Here is a 22,703-nt window from a genome sequence, read left to right on the forward strand (position 1 = left end):
CGTTCCGGTTGTGGTTTTCGCGGCAGGTCATGCAAACATGCAATGCCCAAAACTGCAAAGACCATCCTGTCCGGAGGTTCCGCCCCCGAAGGGGCGAAACATCAGGCTTCTGGCATGGGATATGGGGCGCAGAGGCGCGCCGGCCAGCCTAGCCGGTGCGCCCCTGCAGCCATTGCGCCACCCTCTGGCTGGCGCGGTCCGAAACCATGTCGGCATGGCGGCAGTCCATGTCGACCACCTCCAGCGCGCCGGCATGGGGGGTCCAGAGCTGCGGCGTGCGATCACTGCCCGCATGATCGAGCCTTGCGTGGACATGGATCACCGGCGCCGCGACACGCGGCTCGCGGTGGCCGCGCACCAGGCGGTTGACCTCCTGCACGGAGCGCACGACGCCGTGCTGCGCCGCCATCGGCAGGTGGCCTAGCGGGTGCCCGGTTTCGCGCAGGAAGCCCAGGATCTCGGTCCGCGACACGAGATGCGGATAGGCATCGGGATCATGGCCCGCAATCGCCAGCAGCGCGCGGATCGCGGCGCCCTCGTCGGGCTCGGGCTCATTGCGCCAGCACTCCGAAGGATAGGCATCCAGCAGCACCAGCGCGCCGATCTGGCGGTCCTGCCCTTCCAGATGGGCGGCGACCGCATGGGCGATGATGCCCCCCAGCGACCAGCCCAGCAGGTGCACCGGCCCCTCGGGCTGCTCCGCCGCGATGCGCGTGGCATAGGCGGCGGCCAGCTCCGACAGGCTGTCGGGCATGGCGGCGTTCGGGTCCAGCAGCGGCGACTGCACGCCGACAACCGCCCAGTCCTTCAGCTCGCGCGCGAGGCGGCGATAGCACCAGGAGATGCCGCCGGCGGGGTGGATCGCGAACAGCGTGCCCTTGGTGCCCGTGCCCTGCGACAGCCGCACCAGCGGGCCCAGCCCGTCATCGCGCTGGCCGGACTGCTCGATCCGCTGCGCGAGGTCGGCCAGCACCGGCACTTCGAAGATCGTGCCAAGGCCCGGATCCGTGCCGAAGGCTTCCTCGATGGCAAGCGAGAGCTGCACCGCCTTCAGGCTGTCGCCCCCGGCGGCGAAGAAATCGGCCTCCGCCGAGGCGGGGGCCGGCAGGCCGAGGATCTCGGCGTAAAGCGCGGCCAGCGTCGCCTCGGTGCCCGGCGCGGCGGCGCGGGCGGCGGGGGCATCGCCGAACTGCGGCGCCGGAAGCTGCTTGCGGTCCAGCTTGCCCGAGGGGTTCAGCGGGAAGGCCTCCAGCACCATGATCGCGGCGGGCTGCATCATCGCCGGCAGCTGCCCCGAAAGCGCCGCGCGGATCTGATCGCCCGTGGCATCGGGCGCCACCACATAGGCCACCAGCCGCGCCTTGCCGGCATGGTCGGGCGGCGCCAGAACGACGGCCTGGGACACGAGGCCGGTGGCCTCCAGCGCGGCCTCGATCTCTCCCAGCTCGATGCGGACACCGCGGATCTTCACCTGATGGTCGATCCGGCCCAGGAAGGTCATCCGCCCGTCCGCTGCCGCCACCGCAAGGTCTCCGGTGTCGTACATGCGTTCGCCCGGCACGAAGGGGTCTTCGGGGAAGCGTTCGGCGGTCAGGTCTGGCCGGCCCAGGTAGCCGCGCGCCAGTTGCCGCCCCGCCAGATACAGCCGCCCCGCCGTGCCGTCGGGCACCGGGCGTCCGCGCGCATCCAGCAGGTAGAGCCGCGTGTTCCAGACCGGCAGACCGATCGGCACCGAGGCACCGGGTTCGCGCCCCGTGGCGGGCTGGTAGGTCACATCCACCGCTGCCTCGGTCGGGCCATAGAGGTTGTGCAGCGTGCCGGTGATGCGCTCGCCGAACTGGCGGGCAAGGCTTACGGGCAGCGCTTCGCCGCTGGCAAAGACCCGGTCGATCCTCAGCCCGTCCGAGGCTGGCGCGGCCAGGAACAGCGACAGCATGGAGGGCACGAAATGCGCCGTGGTGATCGCCTCGTCGCGGATGATCCCGGCCAGCTGCACCGGGTCGCGATGAGCGCCGGGGGGCGCCACGACCAGCGCCGTGCCCGACAGGAAGGGCAGGAAGAATTCCCAGACCGACACGTCGAAGGTGGCAGGCGTCTTTTGCAGGATCCGGTCGCCGGGGCCGAAACCGTAATGGTCGCGCATCCACAGCAGGCGGTTCACGATGGCGCGGTGTTCGATCACCACGCCCTTGGGCACCCCGGTCGAACCCGAGGTGAACAGCACATAGGCCGGATCGGTAGGCCCCGGCGCGACGGGCTGCGCGCGCGGCCCTTCGGACCAGGCTTCGGGGGCCAGCACCGGGACCGGCTGACCGGCGGTGTCGAAATCGCCCGCCGCCAGCACCAGCCTCGGCGCGGCGCGTTCCAGCATGTCGGCACGCCGCGCCGAGGCATCCTCGGGGTCGAGCGGCACATAGGCTGCCCCGGCCCGCACTACCGCCTGAAGCGCGATGATCAGCTCGGCCGAGCGCGGGAGCGCCACGGCCACCACATCGCCCGGACCGATGCCGCGCGCGGCAAGGTTGCCGGCCAGATCGTCGATGGCGGCATCCAGCCGCGCGGCGCTGTAGCGTTTGTCGCCGAAGACCAGCGCCTCGGCTTCGGGCGCGGCCTTCAGCTGGTCCGAGATCAGCGCGGCAAGCGTCGTTTCGGGCACCGGATGGCCGGTGGCGTTGCGGGTCACCACATGGGTCTGGTGTTCTTCCGCCGTCAGGGTCGCCACATCGGCCAGCCGTTCCGCGCCAAGCGCCGCCGCCAGGAAGGCCGACAGACGCGCGGCATGGGCCTGCGTGGTCGCCAGATCGTAGAGATGCGGGTTGGCATCGGCCTGCACCAGAAGCCCCTCACCGCCATCGCCGCGGAAGCAGAAGGTCAGGTCATCGACCGAACCGGCGCCGAGGATCTGGAGGCGCGTCTCAAGCCCCTCCATCTTCGGCGTGGCATCGAAGGGCAGCACGTTGACCAGCGGCCCGTGCAGCCGCTGCCCGGCGCCGATCCGGCCCAGGTCGCGGCGCAGCCCCTCGCCCCGGTAGCGGCCATGGCGGCGCATCGCGGCCATGCGGGCGGCGGCCTCGGCCAGCCAGTCCGCAAGCGCCGCGTCCTCGTCGATCACGAGGCGCAGCGGCAGCACGTTGACGAGCGAGGCCGGCACGCGCGAGGCCTTGGTGCCCATGCGGTTCATCAGCGGCACGCCCAGCACGACCTCGTGCGTCTCATCCTCCTTCGGCGGCAGGCAGCGCGCCAGATAGGCGCCGCTGAGCGCGGTCAGGATGTCGGGCCAGGAGAGTTTCGTGCGCTCCGACAGCGCATGGAGCGTCGCGCGGGCGGTTTCCGGCAGGGCGATCTCGGCGCGGTGGAACCAGCGGGCCGAGGTGGCCTCTCCGGCGACCATGCCTTCGACCGCGCCAAGACCGGCGAGGGTCTCGTGCCAGAAGGCGCGGTCCTTGTCGCGCTTCGGGGCCTCGCGGTACCTGGCCTCGGCCTCGACGGCCTGAAGATAGGGCGGGAAGGCGGGACCGGGGGCAGTGTCGCGCACCAGGGCGTTGTAAAGCTCGGCGATGCGGTTGGTGATCAGCACCATCGCGTAGCCATCGGCGGCCAGGTGGTGGATGCGTTCCGACAGGATGTGGTGATCGGGGCCCAGCACCCAGAGGGTGAAGCCCGCGATGGGACCATGGGCCAGATCCGCAGGTGCCTTGGCCTCGGCCAGAATGGCGGCCTCGGCGGCGGCCAGCGGATCGGCCTCGGCCGAAAGATCGCGTAGCGCCATGCGGGGGGCACCGCCCGGTTGCAGGCGCTGACGCGGACCGGCCTTGGTTTCCGAGAAGCGCAGCGACAGGCATTGCGCCTCCTGACCGACCTGCGCGATCGCCCGGTCCAGGGCTTCGCTGTCCAGCGGGCCTTTCAGGTGCAGGGCCTGCCCGGTCATGAAGACCGGGCTGCCCGGATCGCGGCGCTGCGCGTACCAGATGCCGTCCTGGCTGTCGCAGAGCGGGAAACTGTCGGTTTCCATCGGGCCGAAGACGCTCACGCCGCCTGCGCCTCCGCCGCGATCTGCCACCATTCCTCGAAGGTCTCGGCCTCCATGAACAGCGAGAATTCGAGGCCGGGGATCACCTCGCCCCATTTCATCAGCAGGGTCATCACCTGCATGGAATCAAGGCCCAGATCCACAAGGCTCTCGTCGGGCTCGACCTCGGCCAGGGGGATGCCGATCTCGGCGGCGATGTCGGCCTGCATCTGGTCGCGGGTCAGGGAAAGGGTCGTGTCGGTCATGCGGTCTGCTCTTGCTGTGCGGCCTCGTCGGCCAGAACCTCGGCGCGCAGCTGGGAACGCAGCTGGCGGCGGCTGATCTTGCCCACGGCGGTGATGCCGAAGCCATCGACGAAGCGGATCTCGTCGGGGATCTTGAAGGCGGCAATCTGGCGGGCGCGCATGAACTTGCGCAGCTCCACCGGCTTCAGGGTCTGACCGTCGCGGGGTTTCACGAAGGCGCAGATGCGTTCGCCCAGATGGGCATCGGGGATCGAGACGACCACCGCGTCGAAGACGCCGGGATGGGCCAGCAGGTGATCCTCGACCTCCTCGGCGCTGATCTTTTCGCCGGCGCGGTTGATGTGGTCGCCCGCCCGGCCCTGCACGGTCAGGTAGCCATCGGCGCGCCGGATCACGATATCGCCCGAACGGTAATGATCGTTCTCGAAGCTGCGGGCATTGGCGCCCGGTTCATCGTGGTAGCCGTTGATCGTGTAGGGGCCCCGGGTCAGCAGGTGGCCGGGCGTGCCATCGGGCACCGGGGTGCCGGCATCGTCCAGCACCAGGATCTCGTCATCGGGGGAAATCGGGCGGCCCTGGGTGGTGACGATGGTCTCTTCGTCGTCATCAAGGCGGGTGTAGTTCACCAGCCCCTCGGCCATGCCGAAGACCTGTTGAAGCGTGCAGCCCAGCACCGGCTTCACCCGGCGCGCGCTTTCGGAAAGGAACTTGGCACCGCCGACCTGGAGGACCTCCAGCGTCGGGATCTCGGGTTTCAGCCGTTCGGCGGCGTCCAGCCACAGCAGCGCCAGCGGCGGCACCAGGGCGGTGATCGTCACGCCTTCCTTCGCGATCAGCGGGAAGGCGGCGTCGGGCACCGGCGAATGGCCCAGCACCACGGTCGCACCGGCGTAGAAGGCGCCATAGGTGCCCGGGCTCGACATGGTGAAGTTGTGGCCCACCGGCAGCACGGCCAGGAAGACGCTGTCGGGCGTCAGGCCGCAGATCCGGGCGCTTTCGCGCAGGGTGTAGATGTAGTCGTCATGGGTGCGCGGGATCAGCTTCGAGAGCCCGGTCGAACCGCCCGAGATCTGCAGGAAGGCCACCGACTGGGGATCGGGATCTTCGGGCAGGGTCGCGGGATCGCCGTCGATCTCGGCCATGGCGGCAAAGCCGGTCTCAGCGGGATCGCCCGCGACGATGACATGTTTCAGCCCCGGCACCACGTCCCACAGTTCGGCCGCGAGGGCACGGTAATCGTAGCCGTCGGCCTTGTCGGGGATGATCAGCCCGCAGGCCTCCGAGCGGGTCAGCAGGTGCTCGATCTCGGTGCGCCGATGGGCGGGCAGCGCGTAGACCGGGATCATGCCGGCGGCGAACAGGCCGAAGGCGGCGGTGAAGAATTCTGGCGTGTTGCCCAGCTGGATCAGCACCCGGTCGCCGGGCTTCAGCCCCTGCGCCAGCAGGCCCGCACCGAAGCGCTGCGCGGCCTCGGCCATCCGGGCATAGCTGATGCGGGTGTCGCGATGGACCAGCGCGGTGCGATCGCCAAAGCGTTCGGCACGCTCGCGCAGCAGGGCGGGAAAGGTCTCTCCGGTCCAGTATCCCTTCTCACGGTAGCGCGCGGCGCGCTCGGCGGGGAAGATCTGCTCAAGAGGTTTCATGGGGGCTACTCCGGGGAACGGATGCGGGAAGGAAGACGGGCCGCACCGGGGGCGCGGCCCGGAAGGGATCAGCTGGCGGGGGTGATGCGGGTGATCTTGTCGCCCGTGGGATCGTCGCCGCCCTTGCGCTTGTTGACCACGAGGACGCCGCCCTCGGCATCTGCGGCCAGCTGGTTGGGGAAGGAGCCGATGGCGAGGTTGCCGATCACGTCGCCCTCGGGCGAGAGCACGACCACCGTGCCGGAGCTGCGCACCGCCACGTAGACATCGCCGTTGCCGGCCACCGCCACGTTCAGCGGACCCGAGCCCACCGGCACCGTGCGGATCAGCTTGCCCGAGCCCGCATCCAGGATCGACACGTCGCCGGAACCCGAATTCGCGGTGTAGATATGACCGCGCGCAGCATCATAGCCCACGCCGATGACACGTTCCGCGCCCGGCACCGGATAGGCGCCGACCTGCTTGCCGGTTGCCAGATCGACCACCGCCACCTCGTTGCTGCCAAGGCTGGCGACGACCATGGTGCCGCTCTTGGCGTCGATCATCATGCCGCCGTTGCCGAAGACCTCTCCGCGCTTGCCGGAATGCAGCTCGATCGTGCCGACATGTTCCAGCGTCGCGATGTCGAAGACCTCGATATCGGGGGTGAAGGTGGCCGAGACATAGGCCTTGCCGTCATAGATCCGCACATCGCGGGGATGCGCGACCGCGCCATCGGGGAACTGCTTGATCAGCTTCAGATCGTCGGTGGAATAGACCGCGACGGTGTTCTGCCGGGTGTTGGTGGTCCAGACCTGCCCGGCCCTGGCATCCACGTCCAGGCCGTAGACCGCGTAGACGCCGCCCTTGTCGGAGGCCGCCGGGGTGACCTCGGCCAGCAGCTTCATGGTCTTGGCATCGTATTTCGCGACGCTGCTCTTTTCGACCGGGGGGCGGCCATTGGCGGCGGCGACGTAGATCGCGCCGAGCGAGGGCGCCTCGACCACCTGATAGAGGCCGGGCACGCCGTCGGTCTGGCTCAGCTTGAACTGATCGGTGCCGATCGGGCCCAGATCCGCCGTCACGCGCACGTCGAAGGTGGTGGCATAGGCGGGATCGGCCATTTCGGCGACCACCGGATAGGGGCCGACCGGCGCGGTCTTCGGGATCTGCACCTGCAGTGCGAAGGTGCCATCCTGGGCCACGGTGACGGGCTGGCCGCCGTTCAGCGCGACGCCGCCCTGGCGCAGGGTGATCTGCGCCCCGGGCGTCAGGCCGCGGCCCTTCAGATCCACGGTGCTGCCGGCAGTGATCGGGCCCATGTCATCGGCAAAGGCCGCGAACTCTCCCTGCGCGGGGCCGGCCCTGGTGAAGGCCTCCTGCGCCTGGGCGGCGCCGGCCAGCGCGACGATGCCCGCCACCGCTGCCGCCACCAGCCAGTTCGCCGGCCGTGCATGCCGCTGTCCCGTGAAACCACTCATCCTGAAAAGCCCTCTCGCTGCTGGCAGGGTGCCCGGGGCACCCCGGTCGTTGTTCCGGAGACCCTGTTTGCTGCAGCGATGCTGTGGCTCATCCGAAGGCCGGGCCTTCGCGCGGGGCCAGGGAGGACCCGCCCCCGCGATGTTTTGCAGGGTGTTGGCCCCGAGGCGTACTATTCCTGATTAAGTTAGTCAACTAATCCCGACGCCGCCCTGCGGGGCTCCGCCTGCATGGGATCAGGGCCCGGGAAAGCCCCCCTCATCCAGCGCAAGTGCCCGCCAGCTTTCACGAATCGAGCGGCTGAAGGTCTCGCCATGCGAGAGGCCCGGGAACACCGTCATCCCGTCCGAGGCCCCGGCCCGCCGGAAAGCGCAGGCCAGCTCCGGCAGGGCTGTTTCGGGCAGCGCATCGCGCATCTCCATGAAGGCGCGGGCCTCGGGTTTCAGGGACCGCGTGGCGCGGGCCTTCTCGGCGCCGCCGGTGTGGAACTGCACCGGAATGCGGGGGCGCGCGCCGCTCTCCAGCTGCGCCTTCAGCGTGGTCAGGAAGCGCTGATGATCCCACCAGAGCGCGGGGCTGGCGGCGATGGCCCCGGCGAAGGGCGAAGGCCCCTGCCCCAGGGCGTGACGCAGCACGAACAGCCCGCCATAGCTGTGCCCCCACAGGAAGCGGCGCGCCGGGTTCACCGGGGCCAGCGCCTCGGCCCGGGCCACCAGATCCGGCAGCAGCGCCTCGAAGGCCGCCGCCCCGCCCGCCGGACGGCCATGGGGATCAAGGACCGGGGCGCCCGCCGCATCGGGGGGCGTATAGTCGCGGGTGCGCTCCAGCCGGGCGAAACGGGCAGGTTCCTCCGCGCCAAGGGCCACCAGAACCGCCCCCGGACCTTCGGCGCAGCGCGCGCGCACCGGCGCGTCGATGTCCTGGAAGGCGGCATTGCCGTCCAGCGCGTAAAGCACCGGAAAGCCCCCGGGCGGCGGCGCCTGATCGGGGATCAGCAGGCGCAGGACGATGCGCACCGCAGCGGTGCCGGGCAGAGGGACCTCGGCGGTCCGGTAACCATGGGGGGGCATCGTCTGTCTCTCCTGTCTGGGGCTCAGTCCTGGGCCGCCTCGGCCTCCAGCTGCTTCAGCAGCGGCGCCTTCTGTTCCCATTCGCCGTACCAGGCGTCAATGGCCGGGCCGAACCAGGCGCGGTCCACCTTCAGCACCGGAACGCCGGTGGTCTCAAGCCTGGCCAGATAGCCCGCGTCGATGTCCTGGTAGCTGGCGATCAGCTGCGCGGCCTGATCGGCAAAGACCTCCTGCACCACGGCGCGGTCGGCGGCGGAAATCGTCTGCCACTTGCGCCCCGAGGCGACGGCGGCCATCGGGAACAGCATGTGGTTCGAGGCGATGATCGTGCCGGCATGATCGTGGTAGCCCGAATTCCAGGTGCCCTCGTAGTCGATCTGCATCCCGTCGATCTGGCCATTGGCGAAGGCATCGTAAAGCGCGGGCAGCGGCATCGGCGTCGGCGCCGCGCCCAGATCGCTCCAGAATGCCATGGAGGACTGCATCGGCACGGTGCGGATCTTCATGTGCCGAAGCTGGTCCGCAGTGTCGACCTGCGGGCCGGTGACGATCTGGCGAAAGCCCGCCATGCCCCAGGCCAGCCCCTTCAGGCCGAAGGCGCGCATCCCCTCCAGCAGCTGTTGCGCCGTGGGCCCCGACAGAAGCTTGCCGGCGGCGTCGTAATCGGCAGCGATGTAGGGCGCCTGGAAGATGCCGTAATTCGGGTCGCGGTTGGCGAATTCCCCGACCGTCATCATGGCAAAGTCGATGGCCCCGGTCTGGAGCTGCTGAAGCATCCGCGCCTCGTTGCCCAGCTGGCCGGAGGGAAAGACCAGGATATGCACCCGGCCCCCGGTGCGCGCGGCGATCTCGTCGGCGGCGGCCTGGGCGGACAGGGTCCACTGGTGCGGCGGCGGGGTGATCAGGCCCAGGCGGTAATCCTTGGCCGACAGCGGGCCCGCCACAAGCAGGGCGGCAAGGGAAAGGAGAAGCTTCTTCATGTCCGGTCTCGTTATCCGAGGAGGCGCCCCAGACCCAGCGACAGGCCGGGCCAGAGCGAAAGGGCCGCCAGCAGCAGGCCGACCGCGCCCAGGTAGGGCAGCAGGCGGCGCGCGATGCGCCCCGAGGGCACGTCATTCAGCAGGGCGGCGGTGAAAAGACCCGATCCGACGGGCGGCGTCAGCAGCCCGGCAGCCAGGTTGATGCAGGTGATCAGGCCGAACTGCACCGGGTCGATGCCATAGACATCCTGCGCCACCGGCAGCAGCACCGGCACGGTCAGGATCAGCGCCGGCAGCGGGTCGGTGACCATGCCCAGCAGCAACAGCAGCAGGTTCAGCAGCAGCAGGAACACCAGCGGGTTGTCCGAGACCTGCGCCAGCCAGGCGGCGACGGTGGCGGGCAGGTTCTCCCAGGCGGCGACCCAGGCGTAGAGGCCGGCAGCGGCGATCAGGAACAGGATCGAAGCCGAGGAAACCGCCGTGGCCTTCAGCGCCGGCCACAGATCGGCAAAGCCGATCTCGTGCCAGAGCCAGCGGCCCAGCACGAAAACCGCGAGGGCCGCGACGACCCCGGCCTCGGTCGGGGTGGCGATGCCGCCCAGGATGGCGCCGATCATCGCGGCGGGCACCGCCAGCGCCGGCAGGGCGCCGGTCAGGATGCGGGTCTTGCCGGTGGCCGGGCGCGCCGAGGCCGGAAACCCGTGGCGCCGCCCCATCAGATGGGTCAGGGCCATGAACAGGACCAGCATGATCAGCCCCGGCACGACCCCGGCCAGGAACAGGTCTCCGATCGGCAGCTGGGCGATGACGCCGTAGACGATCAGCAGCATCGAGGGCGGCAGCACCGGGGCCAGCAGGCCACCGGCGGCGGTGATGGTGGCGGCCATGTCGCGGCTGTAGCCGGCGCGCACCATCTCGGGCACGGCGAGGCGCGACATCAGGGTGATCTGCGCCACGGTCGAACCCAGCACCGCCGCCATCAGCGCATTGGCGATCAGGTTGACCTGCGCCAGCCCGCCGCGCACCGGCCCGACCACCAGCGCCGCCAGCGCGATCAGCCGCCGCCCCGCCCCGGAGGCGTTCAGCAGCTCTCCGAGGAAGATGAACACCGGCAGCGCCAGCAGGCCATAGCTTTCGACACCGCCGAACAGCGTCTGCGGCACCGAGATCAGCAGCACCTGGGCCTCTCCGGAGAGCAGGATCTGCAACACGGCGGCAATCGCCATGGCAAAGGCGATGGGCAGGCCGATCAGCAGCAGGGTCAGGAAACACAGCAGGCTCAGCACGGTGCATCCCCCCGCAGCAGCCGGGCGATCTGGGCCAGCACATGCAGCAGGCTGCCGGCGCAGAACGGGATCAGCACCAGCCAGGCCCAGACCTTTGGCACGCCCAGCGTCACGGTGGGTTCCTGGTAGACGAAGTTGAAGGTGGCCTCGGCGAAGGCCTGGGCGCTTTCGGCGCGCAGCAGGCCCAACGGGTCGAACCAGCGCCACAGCAGCAGCGCGAAGCCCGCCAGCGCCAGCAGCAGAACCAGCCGCACCAGCCCCTGCACCCGGGCCCGCCCGCGCGGCCCCAGCCGCGCCTCCAGCAGATCGACCGAGATATGGCGCCCAGATGCCAGCGCCGCCGAGGCGCCGAAGAAGCCCGCGCAGGCCATCAGCAGCACGGCGAGCTCGTCGCTCCAGGCCAGGGGGTGGCCGGCGCTGCGCCAGCCCGCCCCGATCAGCAGGATCAGGAAGACCCCGCCCATCAGCCCCGCCGCAAGCGCGGTTTCCGCCCGCGCCACCTGTTTGTCGATCCGCTCCAGCCGCATGGCGCACTCCGTCCTGCCGGAGCTGCGGCGGCCCCGTAAGGGGCCGTCCGGAACGCCGGTCCATCGCTAGGTGCTGGCATCCCGCTGGCGGAGGCGGACCATAGCGATCACCGGAGGCTTTGCAAGCGCTGCCCCGAAGGCGTCAGGCGCCCTGAACCGGGGCCACCGCAACCCCCAGCGCCGCCAGATCGCGCCAGTACTGCGGGTAGGTCTTGGCGGTGCAACCCGGATCCAGAATGCGGATCCCCTGCACTTTCAGCCCCGCCAGGGCAAAGCACATGGCGATGCGGTGATCGGCATAGGTCTCGATCTCGGCGGGCAGGCTCTGGCCGGCATAGGCGGGGTTTCCGGCAACGATCAGGTCATCGCCCTCCTCGCGCGCAAGGCCCGGCAGGATGCGGTTCAGCTCGGCCGAAAGGGCGCGGATGCGGTCGCATTCCTTGACCCGCAGGTTGGCGATGCCGGTAAAGCGCACCGGGGTCTCGTTGAACATCGCCATGACCGCCAGCGTCGGGATCGCGTCCTGCATCTGGTCGCCGACGATCTCTGCGGGCATGTGGGGGAACTGCGCGATGACCGCATGGGCGCGGGCGTCGGGCTGGCTCATCTCCTCGGCCCGGGCGCCGATGTCGATGGCCCCGCCGGTCAGCACCTCGGCAGCCCAGAGGTAGGTCGCGGCCGAGGCATCGGGTTCGATGGCGTAATCCGCCGCGCGGTAGCCGGTCGGGTGCACCAGCCAGGACAGCGGGCCGACCTCTTCGACCTCGGCACCGAAGGCGCGCATCACCGAGAGCGTGATGTCGACATACCCGCGCGAGCCGATGGCGCCGCCGGTCACCTCGATGCGGATCGGCATCGGGGCCACCGGCGCGGCCATCAGCAGCGCCGAGACATACTGGCTGGAAAGCGAGCCGTCGATTTCCAGCACCCTCACCTGGTCCGAGGCCAGCGCGCCCGGGTTGCCCCGGATCACCACCGGCGGACAGCCGCTCGGGGCCTCGGCGGCGACGCCCAGGCGGTTCAGCGCCTCGACCAGCGGGCGGATCGGGCGTTTCTGCATGTGCTCATCGCCGGTCACTACGACCTCGCCGTCCAGGAAGGCGCAGGCGGCGGTCAGGAAGCGCACGGCAGTGCCCGCGTTGCCCAGGAACAGCGGCGCCTCGGGCGGGGTCAGGTAACCCGGAGAGGTGACCGTGAAGGTGGTCTCTTCCTCCTGGGTGACGGTGACGCCCATGGCACGCAGCGCGGTCATCATGTGGCGGGTGTCGTCGCTGGTCAGCGCGCCGCTCAGGCGGCTGGTGCCCTTCGACAGGGCCGCCACCAGCAGCGCCCGGTTGGTGATCGACTTCGATCCCGGCAGGGCGACACGGCCGGTCAGGGGCTGTGCGGGCGGCGTGATATCAACGGCATGAAGCGAGGCAGCGGGCATCGGGGCACTTTCCGGTCTGGTGGCAGGCTTTGCCCCCCTTACAACGCCGGGCGGCGTTCCGGTAGACCCGAGGGCATCGGCGCGCCCCAATTGCCCGCAAGGCCCGCCGTCCGGCGACGGGCCCTGCGGTGATGCGGGATGGCCTCAGCTGGCGTGATGGGGTGGCTCAAGCCCCCAGACCGGGGTTTCCAGCCCCTCGTAACGGGCCTTCAGCTGCAGCGAGAGGTAGCGCGAATAATGCCGCGACTGGTGCAGGTTGCCACCGTGGAACCACAGCCCCTCCTGCATGGTGGGTTTCCACATGTTGCGCTGCTCGCCCTCCCAGGGGCCGGGGTCCTTGGTGGTCTCGGAGCCAAGGCCCCAGCACTTGCCGACCTTGTCGGCGACCTCGGGGCTGATCAGATCCGCAGCCCACCCGTTCATCGAGCCATAGCCCGTAGCATAGACCACCAGATCGGCGGGCAGTTCGGTGCCGTCGTCCAGCACCACCGCATCGCGGGTCAGATGGCTGACGCCCTTGCCCGATTGCAGCTTGATCGAGCCGTCGATCACCAGATCGCAGGCCCCCACGTCGATGTAGTAGCCCGAGCCGCGGCGCAGGTACTTCATGAACAGCCCGCTTTCGTCATCCCCGAAGTCCAGCAGGAAGCCCGCCGCCCGCAAAGCGTCGTAGAATTCGGCGTCGCGCTCCTTGATCTGGTCGTATTGCGGCACGTGGAATTCATGCATGATCCGGTAGGGGATCGAGGCAAAGATCATGTCCGCCTTGTCGGTGGTGATCCCGTTCGCCAGCGCCTCTTCGGAATAAAGCCCGCCCAGGCAGACCTCTCTCAGGCTGTCGGACTTGACGATATGGGTCGAGGAGCGCTGCACCATGGTCACGTCGGCACCGTTTTCCCACAGCGCCGCGCAGATGTCGTGGGCCGAGTTGTTGGCGCCGATCACCACCACCTTCTTGCCGCGATAGGCGTCGGGTCCGGGGTGCTGGCTGGAATGCTGCTGCTCGCCCGCGAAGATGTCCTGCCCGGGGAAGACCGGGACATTGGGCTTGCCGGACATGCCGGTGGCCAGCACCAGCTGTTTCGGATGCAGCACGACCTCTTCGCCGTTGCGATCCAGCGTCACCGTCCATTCGCCCGTCGCCTCGTCGTAGCGGGCCGAGGTGGCGCGGGTCGAGGACCAGTAGTTCAGCTCCATCACGCGGGTGTACATCTCCAGCCAGTCGCCGATCTTGTCCTTCGGCGCGAAGACCGGCCAGTTGTCGGGGAAGGGGATGTAGGGCAGATGGTCGTACCAGACCGGGTCATGCAGGCAGAGCGACTTGTAGCGCTTGCGCCACTGATCGCCGGGGCGTTCATGGGCATCGACGATGATCGCGGGCACCCCCAGCTGGCGCAGCCTTGCGCCCAGGGCGATGCCGCCCTGCCCGCCGCCGATCACCAGCACATAGGGCTGATCCTGATAGCCCAGGCGCGTGGCCTCTTCCTCGCGCTTTTCCTTCCAGGACAGGCGCTCGGGGTCGTGGCCATGCTCGGCGCCCATGGGGCGGCGCAGCTTGCGGGGTTCCTCGTGGCCCTTCAGCTCGTGCAGGGTGGTCAGCAGGGTCCAGATGCGCCCGCCCTTCATGCGGATGTAGCCGACGCCGCGGCCCTGCGCGGTCTCCAGCCGCAGCCAGCCCTCGGTGACGCCATCGGCCTCGGAGACCTCCTCGGCCGGGTCGAGCACCAGCGCCTGCGGGGCAACGGCGGGCAGCTGTGCCGCCGCCATGGCGCGGATCTGGGGCCGCCCCTCGCAGGTCTTCAGGTTCCAGGTAAAGGCCGCCAGATCGCGCCAGAATCCCGTTTCCAGGAACAGATCTGCGACCGCATCGGCATCCTGCGCCACGAGGGCGCGTTCAAGATCGGCGACAAGGGCGGCCAGCTGGCCGCGCGGGGTTGTGTCGAGCATGGTTTCTCCTCCCATAAGCTCCGGTTTGGTGCGGCGGCGCGAGCGGGGCTCCTCTTCCCCATGGGCCCGCGCCGTCGCAGGATGTCGGACCGAAGGCCTCAGGCCTCCAGGTCGATCAGGATCTTCAGCTGGGTGCCTGCCGGGTCCAGCAGCGCCTCAAAGCCCTCGGCCACGGCGTCATCCAGCGTGATCTTCTTGGTGACCACCTTCTTCGAGGGGATGGCCCCCGAAGCGATCAGGTCCATGACGCGCGGCCAGCTGTGCGCCGGGTAGCACCAGGAGCCCTTCACGGTGACGTCCTTGAAGGTCACATCGAAGAAGTTCAGCTTGCCGACGCCCGGGTGCACGCCGGTGGCGACGATGGTCCCCTGCTTGCGCACCGCATCCAGGCAGCTTTGCAGCGCCTTGTCGTTGCCGACGCATTCGATGGCGATGTCGCAGCCCAGGTTGTCCTGCGTGTTCGCCTGCACGACCTTGACCAGATCGTCCTTCATCGGGTTCACGGCGATGACGCCCGGCACGATTTCCTGTGCCAGTTTCAGCCGCGTCTCGTTCATGTCCGAGACGAACAGCTTCGTCGCGCCGAAGGCCCGCGCCGTCAGCAGCGCCAGGATGCCGATCGGGCCGGCGCCGGTGATCAGCACGCTGTCGCCCGCCTTCACGCCGGCACGGTCGCAGGCATAGACGGTGACGGCGGTGGGTTCGACCAGCGCGGCCTCCTCGTCCGAGAGGGTCTCGGGGATCTTGTAGACGTTGTAATCGTTCAGCACAGAGGCCTCGGCCATGCCGCCCCAGTTCCAGCTGAGCCCCACCAGACCCAGCACGGGCGACAGGTTCAGCCAGCCGCGCTCGCCGAAATATTCGCCGGTGCGCGGGCCGATCAGCGGCTGGATCGCCACCCGGTCGCCGACCTTGACGTTGGTGACGCCTTCGCCGACGGCGGTCACGGTGCCGCCGAACTCATGGCCCAGGATCTGGACGCCGCTGACGCCGGTATAGGGGTGCGGCTCGGTCGGAATGAAGATCGGCCCATGGGCATATTCGTGCAGGTCGGTCCCGCAGATCCCGACGTAGCGGTTCTTGACCGCCACCTGTCCCGGACCCGGTGCCGCCGGAGCATCAATCTCCTCGACCCGCAGGTCTTTCGCGGCGTGGAAACGCAATGCCTTCATCTTCGGATCTCCTTCTAGATTTCGGCGTCAGGGTGGCGCGCGCGCTGATGCGCCTCAAGCGTGGAATGGAAGCGCCGCGTTTCCATGCACTTAGCCTCTTGCCCTGTTGCATGCGGCTGCATACCTGTTGCAGGCCGCCGCCACAGTTGCGCCGCGGTGCGGCGCGATGCTGCACCCCGCCCACTCCCCTGTTGGCTGCAAGGACCGTTGCGATATCATCCAGAGCGCGCCCAGGAGGGAGTCGCGATGCAGACCGAAACCGACCACATGCGCGAGATCGTCTCGCTGGCGCGGGGGGGCCGCCTCTCCAGCGCGCGCGACACCCGCGTTCTGGACAGCTGGATCCGCTGCATCGACCGCCACGGGCTGGACCCGACCCGCCGCCGCGAGGCCCGCATCCTGACCGCGCGCGAGCTGCGCCGCCACCAGCAGCGCTCCGAGGAGCTGATCTCGATCGCGCGCTCGGGGATCGACACGCTCTACAAGCTGGTCGCGGGGCAGGATTACGTGCTCATGCTGGCCGATGCCCAGGGGGTGACGGTGGATTACCTTGGCCAGGACCAGCACAAGGCGGCGCTGCGCCGCAGCGGCCTGTTCCTGGGCGCCGAATGGACCGAGGCCCATGCCGGCACCTGCGCCATCGGCGCCTGCATCGAGGCCGGAGAGCCGCTGATCGTTCACCAGAGCGACCATTTCGACGTGACCCATGGCGCGCTGTCCTGCACCGCCGCGCCGATCTACGACAGCGCCGGCAAGCTTTGCGCGGTGCTGGACATTTCCCTGCTGTCGCCGCCGCGTCCGCGCGAAAGCCAGCTTCTGGCGCTGAACCTGGTGCGCCAGACGGTGCGCCGGATCGAGCTGGCGAACCTGATGGCCGAAAGCCGGGGCGACTGGGTGCTGCGGCTGGCCTCCAGCCCGGATTTCCTCGATGTCGATCCCGAGGCCGCGCTGGCGCTGGATGCGGGGGGCCATATCAAGGGCATGACCCATGGCGCGGCGCGGCTGATGGCGCGCACCCTGGGCGGCGACTGGCGCCGGGGCGAGGACCTGATCGGGCGCCACGTGAGCGAGGCCTTCGCGCTGGATTTCCCGATGCTGGAGGGGCTGACCCGCCACACCGCCGCACGCGAGCGCGTGCTGGAAACCCGCGACGGCCACCGCCTGTTCTGCCATGCGATCGAGCCGCGCCGCCAGCCACCGCTGCGGCCCCGTCCCGTGCAGCTGCCCGCCCTGCCCGCCGCGCTGCGTCCGCTGGCGGGCGATGACCCCCAGATCACCCGGCTGCTGGGCCGCGCCGCCGCCCTGGCCGGCACCTCCCAGCCGGTGCTGATCGAGGGGCCGCCGGGCAGCGGCAAGACCACCCTGGCCCGCGCCCTGCACGAGGCCGGACCCGCCGGGCCCTGCATCTGCGTGGCCTGCGAAAGCTTCGAGGAAGGCGAGGCGGCGGTGCTCTTTGGCCGCGAGGACCGCCGCCGCTTCGAACCCGGCCTGCTGGCCCGCGCCGAGGGCGGCACCGTGATCTTCGAGAACCTGCCCGAACTGCCCCAGCGCCTGCAGGGCCGGTTGCTGAAGCTGCTGACCGAGGGTCTGTACCGCCCGGTCGGCGCGCTGCGCGAACGCCCCGCGCGCACCCGCATCCTGGTCACCGTCTCGGGCGATCCGGAAGCGGCGGTGGACGCGGGCCAGCTGCGCCGTGACCTGTTCCTGCGGCTGATGGGCCAGCGCCTGACCCTGCCCGGCCTCCATGCCCGCCGCGACATGCTGGCCCTGGCCGAGCAGGCCTTCGCCCGGGCCTTCGGGCGCCGCGTGGTCCTGGAAGACGACGCGCTGGCGGCGCTGGCCGGACACGACTGGCCCGGCAACCTGCAGGAGCTGACCCAGCTTGCCCGGCATCTGGCCCAGAACCTGGCCCCGACCCCGCCCCGGAACCCGCTCCAGGCCCGCCCCGCCCCCGACGAGGGTCCGGCGCTGATCACCGCCGGCGACCTGCCCTGGCCCCTGCCCGAGGGCCCCGCCGATCCCGAGGCGCAGCAGGCGATCCTGGCCCGCCACCTCTCCGAGACCGGCTGGAACATTTCCGAGACCGCCCGGCGGCTCGAGGTCGACCGCTCGACCATCCACCGCCGGATCCGCCGCTACGGTCTACGCCGGCACTGACGGACCGGAGCGCCCGGCGGCGGGACCTTGCCGCACGGTCTTTTGTTCCCTGCGCACCCGGGGTTGCGGCTGGCAGCCCCGGGTCTTTGCGCTAGCTCCGGGGCGAGCAGGCGGCGCGCCGCCGGAGCAGAGGAAACCAGAGAACATGGTGACATGAGACGAGCAAGAGACCGCATTGCGGCCGCGCTGATGCTGGGCTGCCTGGCCCTGGGCCTGACCGCCCCCGGCCCCAGCCTGGCGCAGGACCAGACCCCGACCACGCCCCAGACCGAAACCGCCAGCCAGACCGGAGCCGAGGCCCCGGCAGCCGACCAGGGATCCGGCGACAGCCTGAAGCTGCTGCTGCAGGTGCTTCAGGACGACAAGAGCCGCGCCGCCCTGGTCAAGGAACTGGAAGCCGCGCAATCGGGCAGCGGCACCGATACCGCCTCCCAGAGCGGCAACGACAGCGCCGAGGTCTCCAACAAGATCGTCGAGAGCATCACCCCCGCCGATAGCGCCGTCCCCTCCGAGGGGCTGTCCTTCGGACGCCGGATCGCGCTGATCACCCAGGAGGTGGCCGAGGGCGCGGCCTCCCAGGTGGAGGACGCCTGGACCCAGATCACCCGGGCGCCGATGGTCTTCGACGGGCTGAACGGCTCCGAGGCCGGGGTGCTGCTGGAGGCGCTGAAGGAACTCGCGCTGATCATCGTGGTCACCGTCGCGGTCTTCCTGGCCCTGCGCCGCATGGGCAAGTCGCTCTACGTGCGGATGGGCACGCGGGCCCGCGACAGCGGGATCGTCCGGACCGTGGCGCTGTTCGTCGCCTCGGTGCTGATCGACATGCTGATCGTCGTGGTCTCCTGGGCGGTGGGCTACCTGATCGCCACCCTCCTGCTGGGCAATTTCGGAGAGATCGGCATCCGCCAGACGCTCTATCTGAACGCCTTCCTGCTGGTCGAGATGTCGAAGGTCCTGGTGCGCATGGTGCTGTCGCCCTCGGCGCGCCACCTGCGGCCGCTGCCGGTGTCCGATAGCGGGGCGCGCTACCTGACGACCCGGCTGAACTTCATGGTCGGCCTGGTCGGCTACGGCCAGCTGCTGATTGTGCCGATCATCAATGCCAATGCCTCCTATGCCGCCGGACGCGCGGTTTCGGCGCTGATCGCGCTGATCGTGGTGGCGCTGGCGATGTGGATGGTGATGCGCAACCGCGAGCCGGTCGCCCAGTGGATCGAGCGCGGCGGCCAGCCCGAGGCCGAACATGCCGAAGAGCTGCGCTTTGCCGCCCGCGCCGAACAGCCGTCCGGCACCGAAGGCGGGCTGGACGAAACCCCCGAGGAATTCCCGATGGGCGAACAGGCGCCGCCGGAAGAGCACCGCTCCAGCGTGCGCTTCCTGGTGCGCAACTGGCACTGGCCGGCACTGATCTACCTGCTGGTGATGCTGGTGGTGGTGCTGGTGCAGCCCGGGGACGCGGCCTTCCGCTCCATGATGAACTCCGGCCAGGTGCTGGTGGTGGCGCTGCTGGGGGTCACCGTATCGGGCGTGCTGACCCGCGTCATGGTGCGCGGCATCCAGCTGCCCGAAAACGTCACCGCCCGCCTGCCGCTGCTGGAACGCCGGCTGAACACCTTCGTGCCGAAGGCGCTGTTCGTGCTGCGGCTGGCGATCTTCGTCATGGTGGTGGTCTTCGCGCTGAACGCCATCAGCGTGATCGACCTGAAGGCCTGGCTGGCCAGCCAGATCGGGCTTCAGCTGACCTCGCGGCTGTTCTCGGTCGCAGCCGTGCTGCTAGTGTCCTTCGTGATCTGGGTCGGCCTGACCTCCTGGGTGGATTACCGGCTGAACCCGGAATTCGGCAAGGTGCCGACCGCCCGTGAACGCACCCTGCTGACGCTGCTGAGGAACGCCGCGACCATCGCGCTGATCATCATCACGCTGATGTTCGTGCTCTCCGAGGTGGGCCTGGACATCGCGCCGCTGCTGGCCTCGGCCGGGGTGCTGGGTCTGGCCATCGGCTTTGGCGCCCAGAAGATGGTGCAGGACATCATCACCGGCATCTTCATCCAGTTCGAGAACGCGATGAACGTCGGCGACGTGGTGACCGTGGGCGGCACCACCGGGGTCGTGGAACGGCTGACCATCCGCTCGGTCAGCCTGCGCGACTATACCGGCGCCTTCCACGTCATCCCATTCTCTTCCGTGGACATGGTGACCAACTTCGTGCGCGAATTCGGCTACTCGGTCTGCGACATGGGCGTCGCCTACCGCGAGAACATCGACGAGGTGAAGCAGGCCATGGTCGATGCCTTCGAGGAGCTGCGCAAGGACCCCACCCAATCCGCCAACATCATCGGCGATCTGGAATGGTTCGGCATCAATGCCTTCGGCGACAGCGCCATCGTGGTGCGCACCCGGATCAAATGCGTGCCCGGGACCCAGTGGGGCGTGGGACGGGCCTACAACGGCGTGCTCAAGACCATCTTCGACGCGCGCAACATCGAGATCCCCTTCCCCCACCAGACCCTCTATCTGGGCGAGGCGAAGGACGGCAGCACCCAGCCGTTCCGGATCCGGATGGAAGGTCAGGACGGCCCCGCCGAGGCCTGAGTGCCCGATCCGGCCCGACACCCGAAGGGGCGCCCGCTGCGGCGCCCCTTTTCATGTCCGCCTCATGCGGCTGCGGGATAGGTGAACAGCAGCAGGTGCACCAGGTTGAAGCCGAAATGGCAGGCCACCGCCGCCCTGAGGCCGCCGCCGAACCTGTAGGCCAGCCCGTAGGCCAGTCCCGCCAGCACGGCGAGCCCGGCAAGCCAGAGGCCGCCCCCCAGATGTGCCGCCCCGAACAGCAGGCCGGACAGCCCCAGACCGGGCCAGAGCCCCAGCCGCCGCATCAGCCCCTGCTGAAGATAGCCGCGGAAGAAGGCCTCTTCCGGCAGGCAGGTCAGCAGCAGGTTGCCCAGCAGGAACAGCGGCAGCCAGCCCGGCAGGGTGGGCTCCCAGGCGATGACATGGCCTGCCAGGGCCAGGGCGAAGACCCCGGCGAGCCCCAGCAGCGCCGCGCCGAGCCCCCGTCGCAGGACCGGCCCCGGCGCCTCCAGAAGCCCCGGCCAGGCCCACAGCAGCAGGAAGAAGGTAAAGGGCTTGGCCAGGCCGACTCCATAGCTGAAGGGCAGGCTTTCGGGGCCGGTGCGAATATCGCTCAGCAGGGTCAGCCGGCCGCTGCCGGGAACCAGCCCCAGACCAAGGGCCAGGCAGGTCAGGATCAGCCCCGCATGGGCGACGGGGCGCACGGCCTCCGGCAACCGCGGGATCTGCGCCGCCGCCAGCAGGCACAGGGCGAAGATCCCCGAGGTCAGCGCCCCCTGCACGCCGCTCGCCAGCGCCAGAACCGCGCTCAGCCCCAGCAGGATCAGGGCGGCCCTGCGGTGCCCGCCCCAGGCCAGCAGCAGCGCCGGCAGGAAGGCCAGCCAGGTGAGGATATCGGGCCAGATTTCCGCCATGGCGCCCCCTTTCGCATCTGTGCCGCCATAGCGGCAACAGGCCCGAAAGTCATCCACCGAAGCCGCTTTCCGGCGCCTGCCCCCCTATTGCCCCCACAGCGCTGCCGGCACACCCGAAGGCGCAATGTCGCGCAGGCTACGGAACGGCCTCTCGGATCGGATCAGGAACCCGTCTGCCCAAGGCAGACTACGCGACATGGCTACGGGACGGCGAAGCCAGTTCAATCAATGGAACAAAGGGGAAGTGGCGGAGACGAAGGGATTCGAACCCTCGAGACGGTTTCCCGTCTGCACCCTTAGCAGGGGTGTGCCTTCGACCACTCGGCCACGTCTCCGCCGACCCGTATATGTGCGTCATCACGGTGAAACAAGGCCGAAATCCTGCCCCCGGCAAAATTTCTCGCCTTCCCTAGAGACGCCTTCCGGCGCTGTCAGAAACGGTAACATTCGTGAAGATGAAGACGTAAAATCGGCGGATCTTCCCCACTGCCGCAGCGCGCCCCGGAACCCCGGCGCATCGGGGCCGTTATCTCTCCATGCAACGGGCCGGCCCTTCCGCCGGTCCCGGAAGACCCAGGAAGACAAGGAGATCCTCCATGTACGCCAAGATCGCCGGCCTCAGCGCCCTCGCCATCCTGACCGCAGGCAGCGCCATGGCTGCCACCAGCGCCACTGCCACCACCGACCTGAACATGCGCGCCGCACCGGGCAGCGAAGCCCAGATTGTCGACGTGATTCCCAACAACGCCGCCGTCACGGTCGAGCAATGCGCAACCCAGCTGTCGTGGTGCAAGGTGGACTACAACGGGAGACAGGGCTGGGCCTACAGCCCTTACCTGACCGCTTCTCTGGATGACCGCCCGGTGGTGGTGCACGACAATGTCCAGCACCTGGGCCTGCAGACGGTCGAGGTGCACCGCGCGCCGCCGCCGCAGCCCTACATGAACGACGCCGCCGGCGCGCCCATGGCCCTGCGCATGCCGCCCGCCCCGCGCGGCCCGGCCCCTGCCGCCGTGGCCGAGATCCAGCGCCCGCCGGCCCCCACCGTCACCTATGTCGAGAAGCACCCGATGAAGCCCGTCTATCTGGAAGGCGAAGTGGTGCGCGGCGCCGGCATTCCCCAGGGCGTGACCCTGACGCGGATCCCCGACAGCAGCTACAGCTACGTCTACCTGAACGGTGCCCCTGTGCTGGTGGACAGCAACCGCACCATCGTCGAGGTCATTCGCCGCTGATCCCGGCCCCCGAGATGCAAAAGGCCCGCCAACCGGCGG

The 22,703-nt window shown here is 69.4% G+C and carries 15 protein-coding genes and 1 tRNA gene; 3 read left to right on the forward strand and 13 right to left on the reverse strand.

The genetic code is table 11. From position 1 onward, the window contains the following. Positions 1-148 precede the first annotated feature (148 nt). The 11 genes from KM176_RS11765 to KM176_RS11815 all read right to left on the reverse strand — a co-directional run bounded on the left by KM176_RS11765 (position 149) and on the right by KM176_RS11815 (position 15,787). Positions 149-4,030 carry an amino acid adenylation domain-containing protein gene (locus KM176_RS11765; RefSeq protein ID WP_311136156.1) on the reverse strand — a complete coding sequence of 1,294 codons (3,882 nt, stop codon included), beginning with the start codon at positions 4,028-4,030 and terminating at the stop codon, positions 149-151. Further along, positions 4,027-4,275 (reverse strand): phosphopantetheine-binding protein, encoded by a 249-nt coding sequence (locus KM176_RS11770; RefSeq protein ID WP_160894364.1) that lies wholly within the window; start codon positions 4,273-4,275, stop codon positions 4,027-4,029. Before KM176_RS11770 ends, KM176_RS11765 begins: the two co-directional genes overlap by 4 nt. Continuing rightward, positions 4,272-5,918: a (2,3-dihydroxybenzoyl)adenylate synthase gene (locus KM176_RS11775; RefSeq protein WP_160894366.1), complete on the reverse strand. Its 1,647-nt coding sequence runs from the start codon at positions 5,916-5,918 to the stop codon at positions 4,272-4,274. The genes KM176_RS11770 and KM176_RS11775 overlap by 4 nt, the downstream gene beginning before the upstream one ends. Before the next feature lie 68 nt (positions 5,919-5,986). Next, complete coding sequence (locus tag KM176_RS11780; RefSeq protein ID WP_160894368.1) at positions 5,987-7,378, reverse strand: YncE family protein; 1,392 nt, start codon at positions 7,376-7,378, stop codon at positions 5,987-5,989. 234 nt (positions 7,379-7,612) lie between these two features. Next, positions 7,613-8,446 carry an alpha/beta hydrolase gene (locus KM176_RS11785; protein WP_215558784.1) on the reverse strand — a complete coding sequence of 278 codons (834 nt, stop codon included), beginning with the start codon at positions 8,444-8,446 and terminating at the stop codon, positions 7,613-7,615. A gap of 23 nt (positions 8,447-8,469) precedes the next feature. Continuing rightward, positions 8,470-9,426, reverse strand: coding sequence for a TRAP transporter substrate-binding protein (locus KM176_RS11790; protein ID WP_160894372.1), 957 nt, complete (start codon positions 9,424-9,426; stop codon positions 8,470-8,472). An 11-nt stretch (positions 9,427-9,437) separates the two neighbouring features. After that, a complete protein-coding gene (locus KM176_RS11795; protein ID WP_160894374.1) occupies positions 9,438-10,712 on the reverse strand; it encodes a TRAP transporter large permease in 1,275 nt (424 codons plus the stop codon). Further along, positions 10,706-11,239: a TRAP transporter small permease gene (locus KM176_RS11800; RefSeq protein ID WP_160894376.1), complete on the reverse strand. Its 534-nt coding sequence runs from the start codon at positions 11,237-11,239 to the stop codon at positions 10,706-10,708. Before KM176_RS11800 ends, KM176_RS11795 begins: the two co-directional genes overlap by 7 nt. A 142-nt stretch (positions 11,240-11,381) precedes the next feature. Further along, complete coding sequence (gene aroA, locus KM176_RS11805; RefSeq protein WP_160894378.1) at positions 11,382-12,668, reverse strand: 3-phosphoshikimate 1-carboxyvinyltransferase; 1,287 nt, start codon at positions 12,666-12,668, stop codon at positions 11,382-11,384. A 144-nt stretch (positions 12,669-12,812) separates the two neighbouring features. Further along, positions 12,813-14,615: an NAD(P)-binding domain-containing protein gene (locus KM176_RS11810; protein WP_160894380.1), complete on the reverse strand. Its 1,803-nt coding sequence runs from the start codon at positions 14,613-14,615 to the stop codon at positions 12,813-12,815. A 98-nt stretch (positions 14,616-14,713) separates the two neighbouring features. Beyond that, positions 14,714-15,787, reverse strand: a complete 1,074-nt coding sequence (locus KM176_RS11815) for a 2,3-butanediol dehydrogenase (protein WP_160894381.1) — start codon at positions 15,785-15,787, stop codon at positions 14,714-14,716. 246 nt (positions 15,788-16,033) lie between these two features. Between KM176_RS11815 and KM176_RS11820 the strand changes: the two genes are divergently transcribed. Together KM176_RS11820 and KM176_RS11825 are read left to right on the forward strand one after the other, a co-directional pair. Then, positions 16,034-17,944 (forward strand): sigma-54-dependent Fis family transcriptional regulator, encoded by a 1,911-nt coding sequence (locus tag KM176_RS11820; RefSeq protein ID WP_160894382.1) that lies wholly within the window; start codon positions 16,034-16,036, stop codon positions 17,942-17,944. A 153-nt stretch (positions 17,945-18,097) separates the two neighbouring features. Continuing rightward, entirely contained in the window at positions 18,098-20,536 is a 2,439-nt protein-coding gene (locus KM176_RS11825; protein ID WP_160894383.1) for a mechanosensitive ion channel domain-containing protein, read from the forward strand. 62 nt (positions 20,537-20,598) lie between these two features. Here the strand turns inward: KM176_RS11825 and KM176_RS11830 are convergent, their stop codons facing one another. Next, positions 20,599-21,429: a CPBP family intramembrane glutamic endopeptidase gene (locus KM176_RS11830; protein WP_160894384.1), complete on the reverse strand. Its 831-nt coding sequence runs from the start codon at positions 21,427-21,429 to the stop codon at positions 20,599-20,601. Between the two features lie 245 nt (positions 21,430-21,674). Further along, positions 21,675-21,764 (reverse strand) — tRNA-Ser (locus KM176_RS11835). A 261-nt stretch (positions 21,765-22,025) separates the two neighbouring features. On the opposite strand from KM176_RS11835, the gene KM176_RS11840 reads away from it, so the two are divergent. Continuing rightward, complete coding sequence (locus KM176_RS11840; protein ID WP_160894385.1) at positions 22,026-22,664, forward strand: DUF1236 domain-containing protein; 639 nt, start codon at positions 22,026-22,028, stop codon at positions 22,662-22,664. Positions 22,665-22,703: the final 39 nt, after the last annotated feature.

The sequence above is a fragment of the Pseudooceanicola endophyticus genome (genome assembly GCF_018760365.1).
Taxonomy (GTDB): Bacteria; Pseudomonadota; Alphaproteobacteria; order Rhodobacterales; family Rhodobacteraceae; genus Pseudooceanicola; species Pseudooceanicola endophyticus.

Coding starts and splice junctions, on each gene's coding strand:
- KM176_RS11770 (WP_160894364.1), bottom strand. CDS start 4,275: ATGACCGACACGACCCTTTCCCTGACCCGCGACCAGATGCAGGCCGAC.
- KM176_RS11775 (WP_160894366.1), bottom strand. CDS start 5,918: ATGAAACCTCTTGAGCAGATCTTCCCCGCCGAGCGCGCCGCGCGCTAC.
- KM176_RS11780 (WP_160894368.1), bottom strand. CDS start 7,378: ATGAGTGGTTTCACGGGACAGCGGCATGCACGGCCGGCGAACTGGCTG.
- KM176_RS11785 (WP_215558784.1), bottom strand. CDS start 8,446: ATGCCCCCCCATGGTTACCGGACCGCCGAGGTCCCTCTGCCCGGCACC.
- KM176_RS11790 (WP_160894372.1), bottom strand. CDS start 9,426: ATGAAGAAGCTTCTCCTTTCCCTTGCCGCCCTGCTTGTGGCGGGCCCG.
- KM176_RS11800 (WP_160894376.1), bottom strand. CDS start 11,239: ATGCGGCTGGAGCGGATCGACAAACAGGTGGCGCGGGCGGAAACCGCG.
- aroA (WP_160894378.1), bottom strand. CDS start 12,668: ATGCCCGCTGCCTCGCTTCATGCCGTTGATATCACGCCGCCCGCACAG.
- KM176_RS11810 (WP_160894380.1), bottom strand. CDS start 14,615: ATGCTCGACACAACCCCGCGCGGCCAGCTGGCCGCCCTTGTCGCCGAT.
- KM176_RS11815 (WP_160894381.1), bottom strand. CDS start 15,787: ATGAAGGCATTGCGTTTCCACGCCGCGAAAGACCTGCGGGTCGAGGAG.
- KM176_RS11820 (WP_160894382.1), top strand. CDS start 16,034: ATGCAGACCGAAACCGACCACATGCGCGAGATCGTCTCGCTGGCGCGG.
- KM176_RS11825 (WP_160894383.1), top strand. CDS start 18,098: ATGAGACGAGCAAGAGACCGCATTGCGGCCGCGCTGATGCTGGGCTGC.
- KM176_RS11830 (WP_160894384.1), bottom strand. CDS start 21,429: ATGGCGGAAATCTGGCCCGATATCCTCACCTGGCTGGCCTTCCTGCCG.
- KM176_RS11840 (WP_160894385.1), top strand. CDS start 22,026: ATGTACGCCAAGATCGCCGGCCTCAGCGCCCTCGCCATCCTGACCGCA.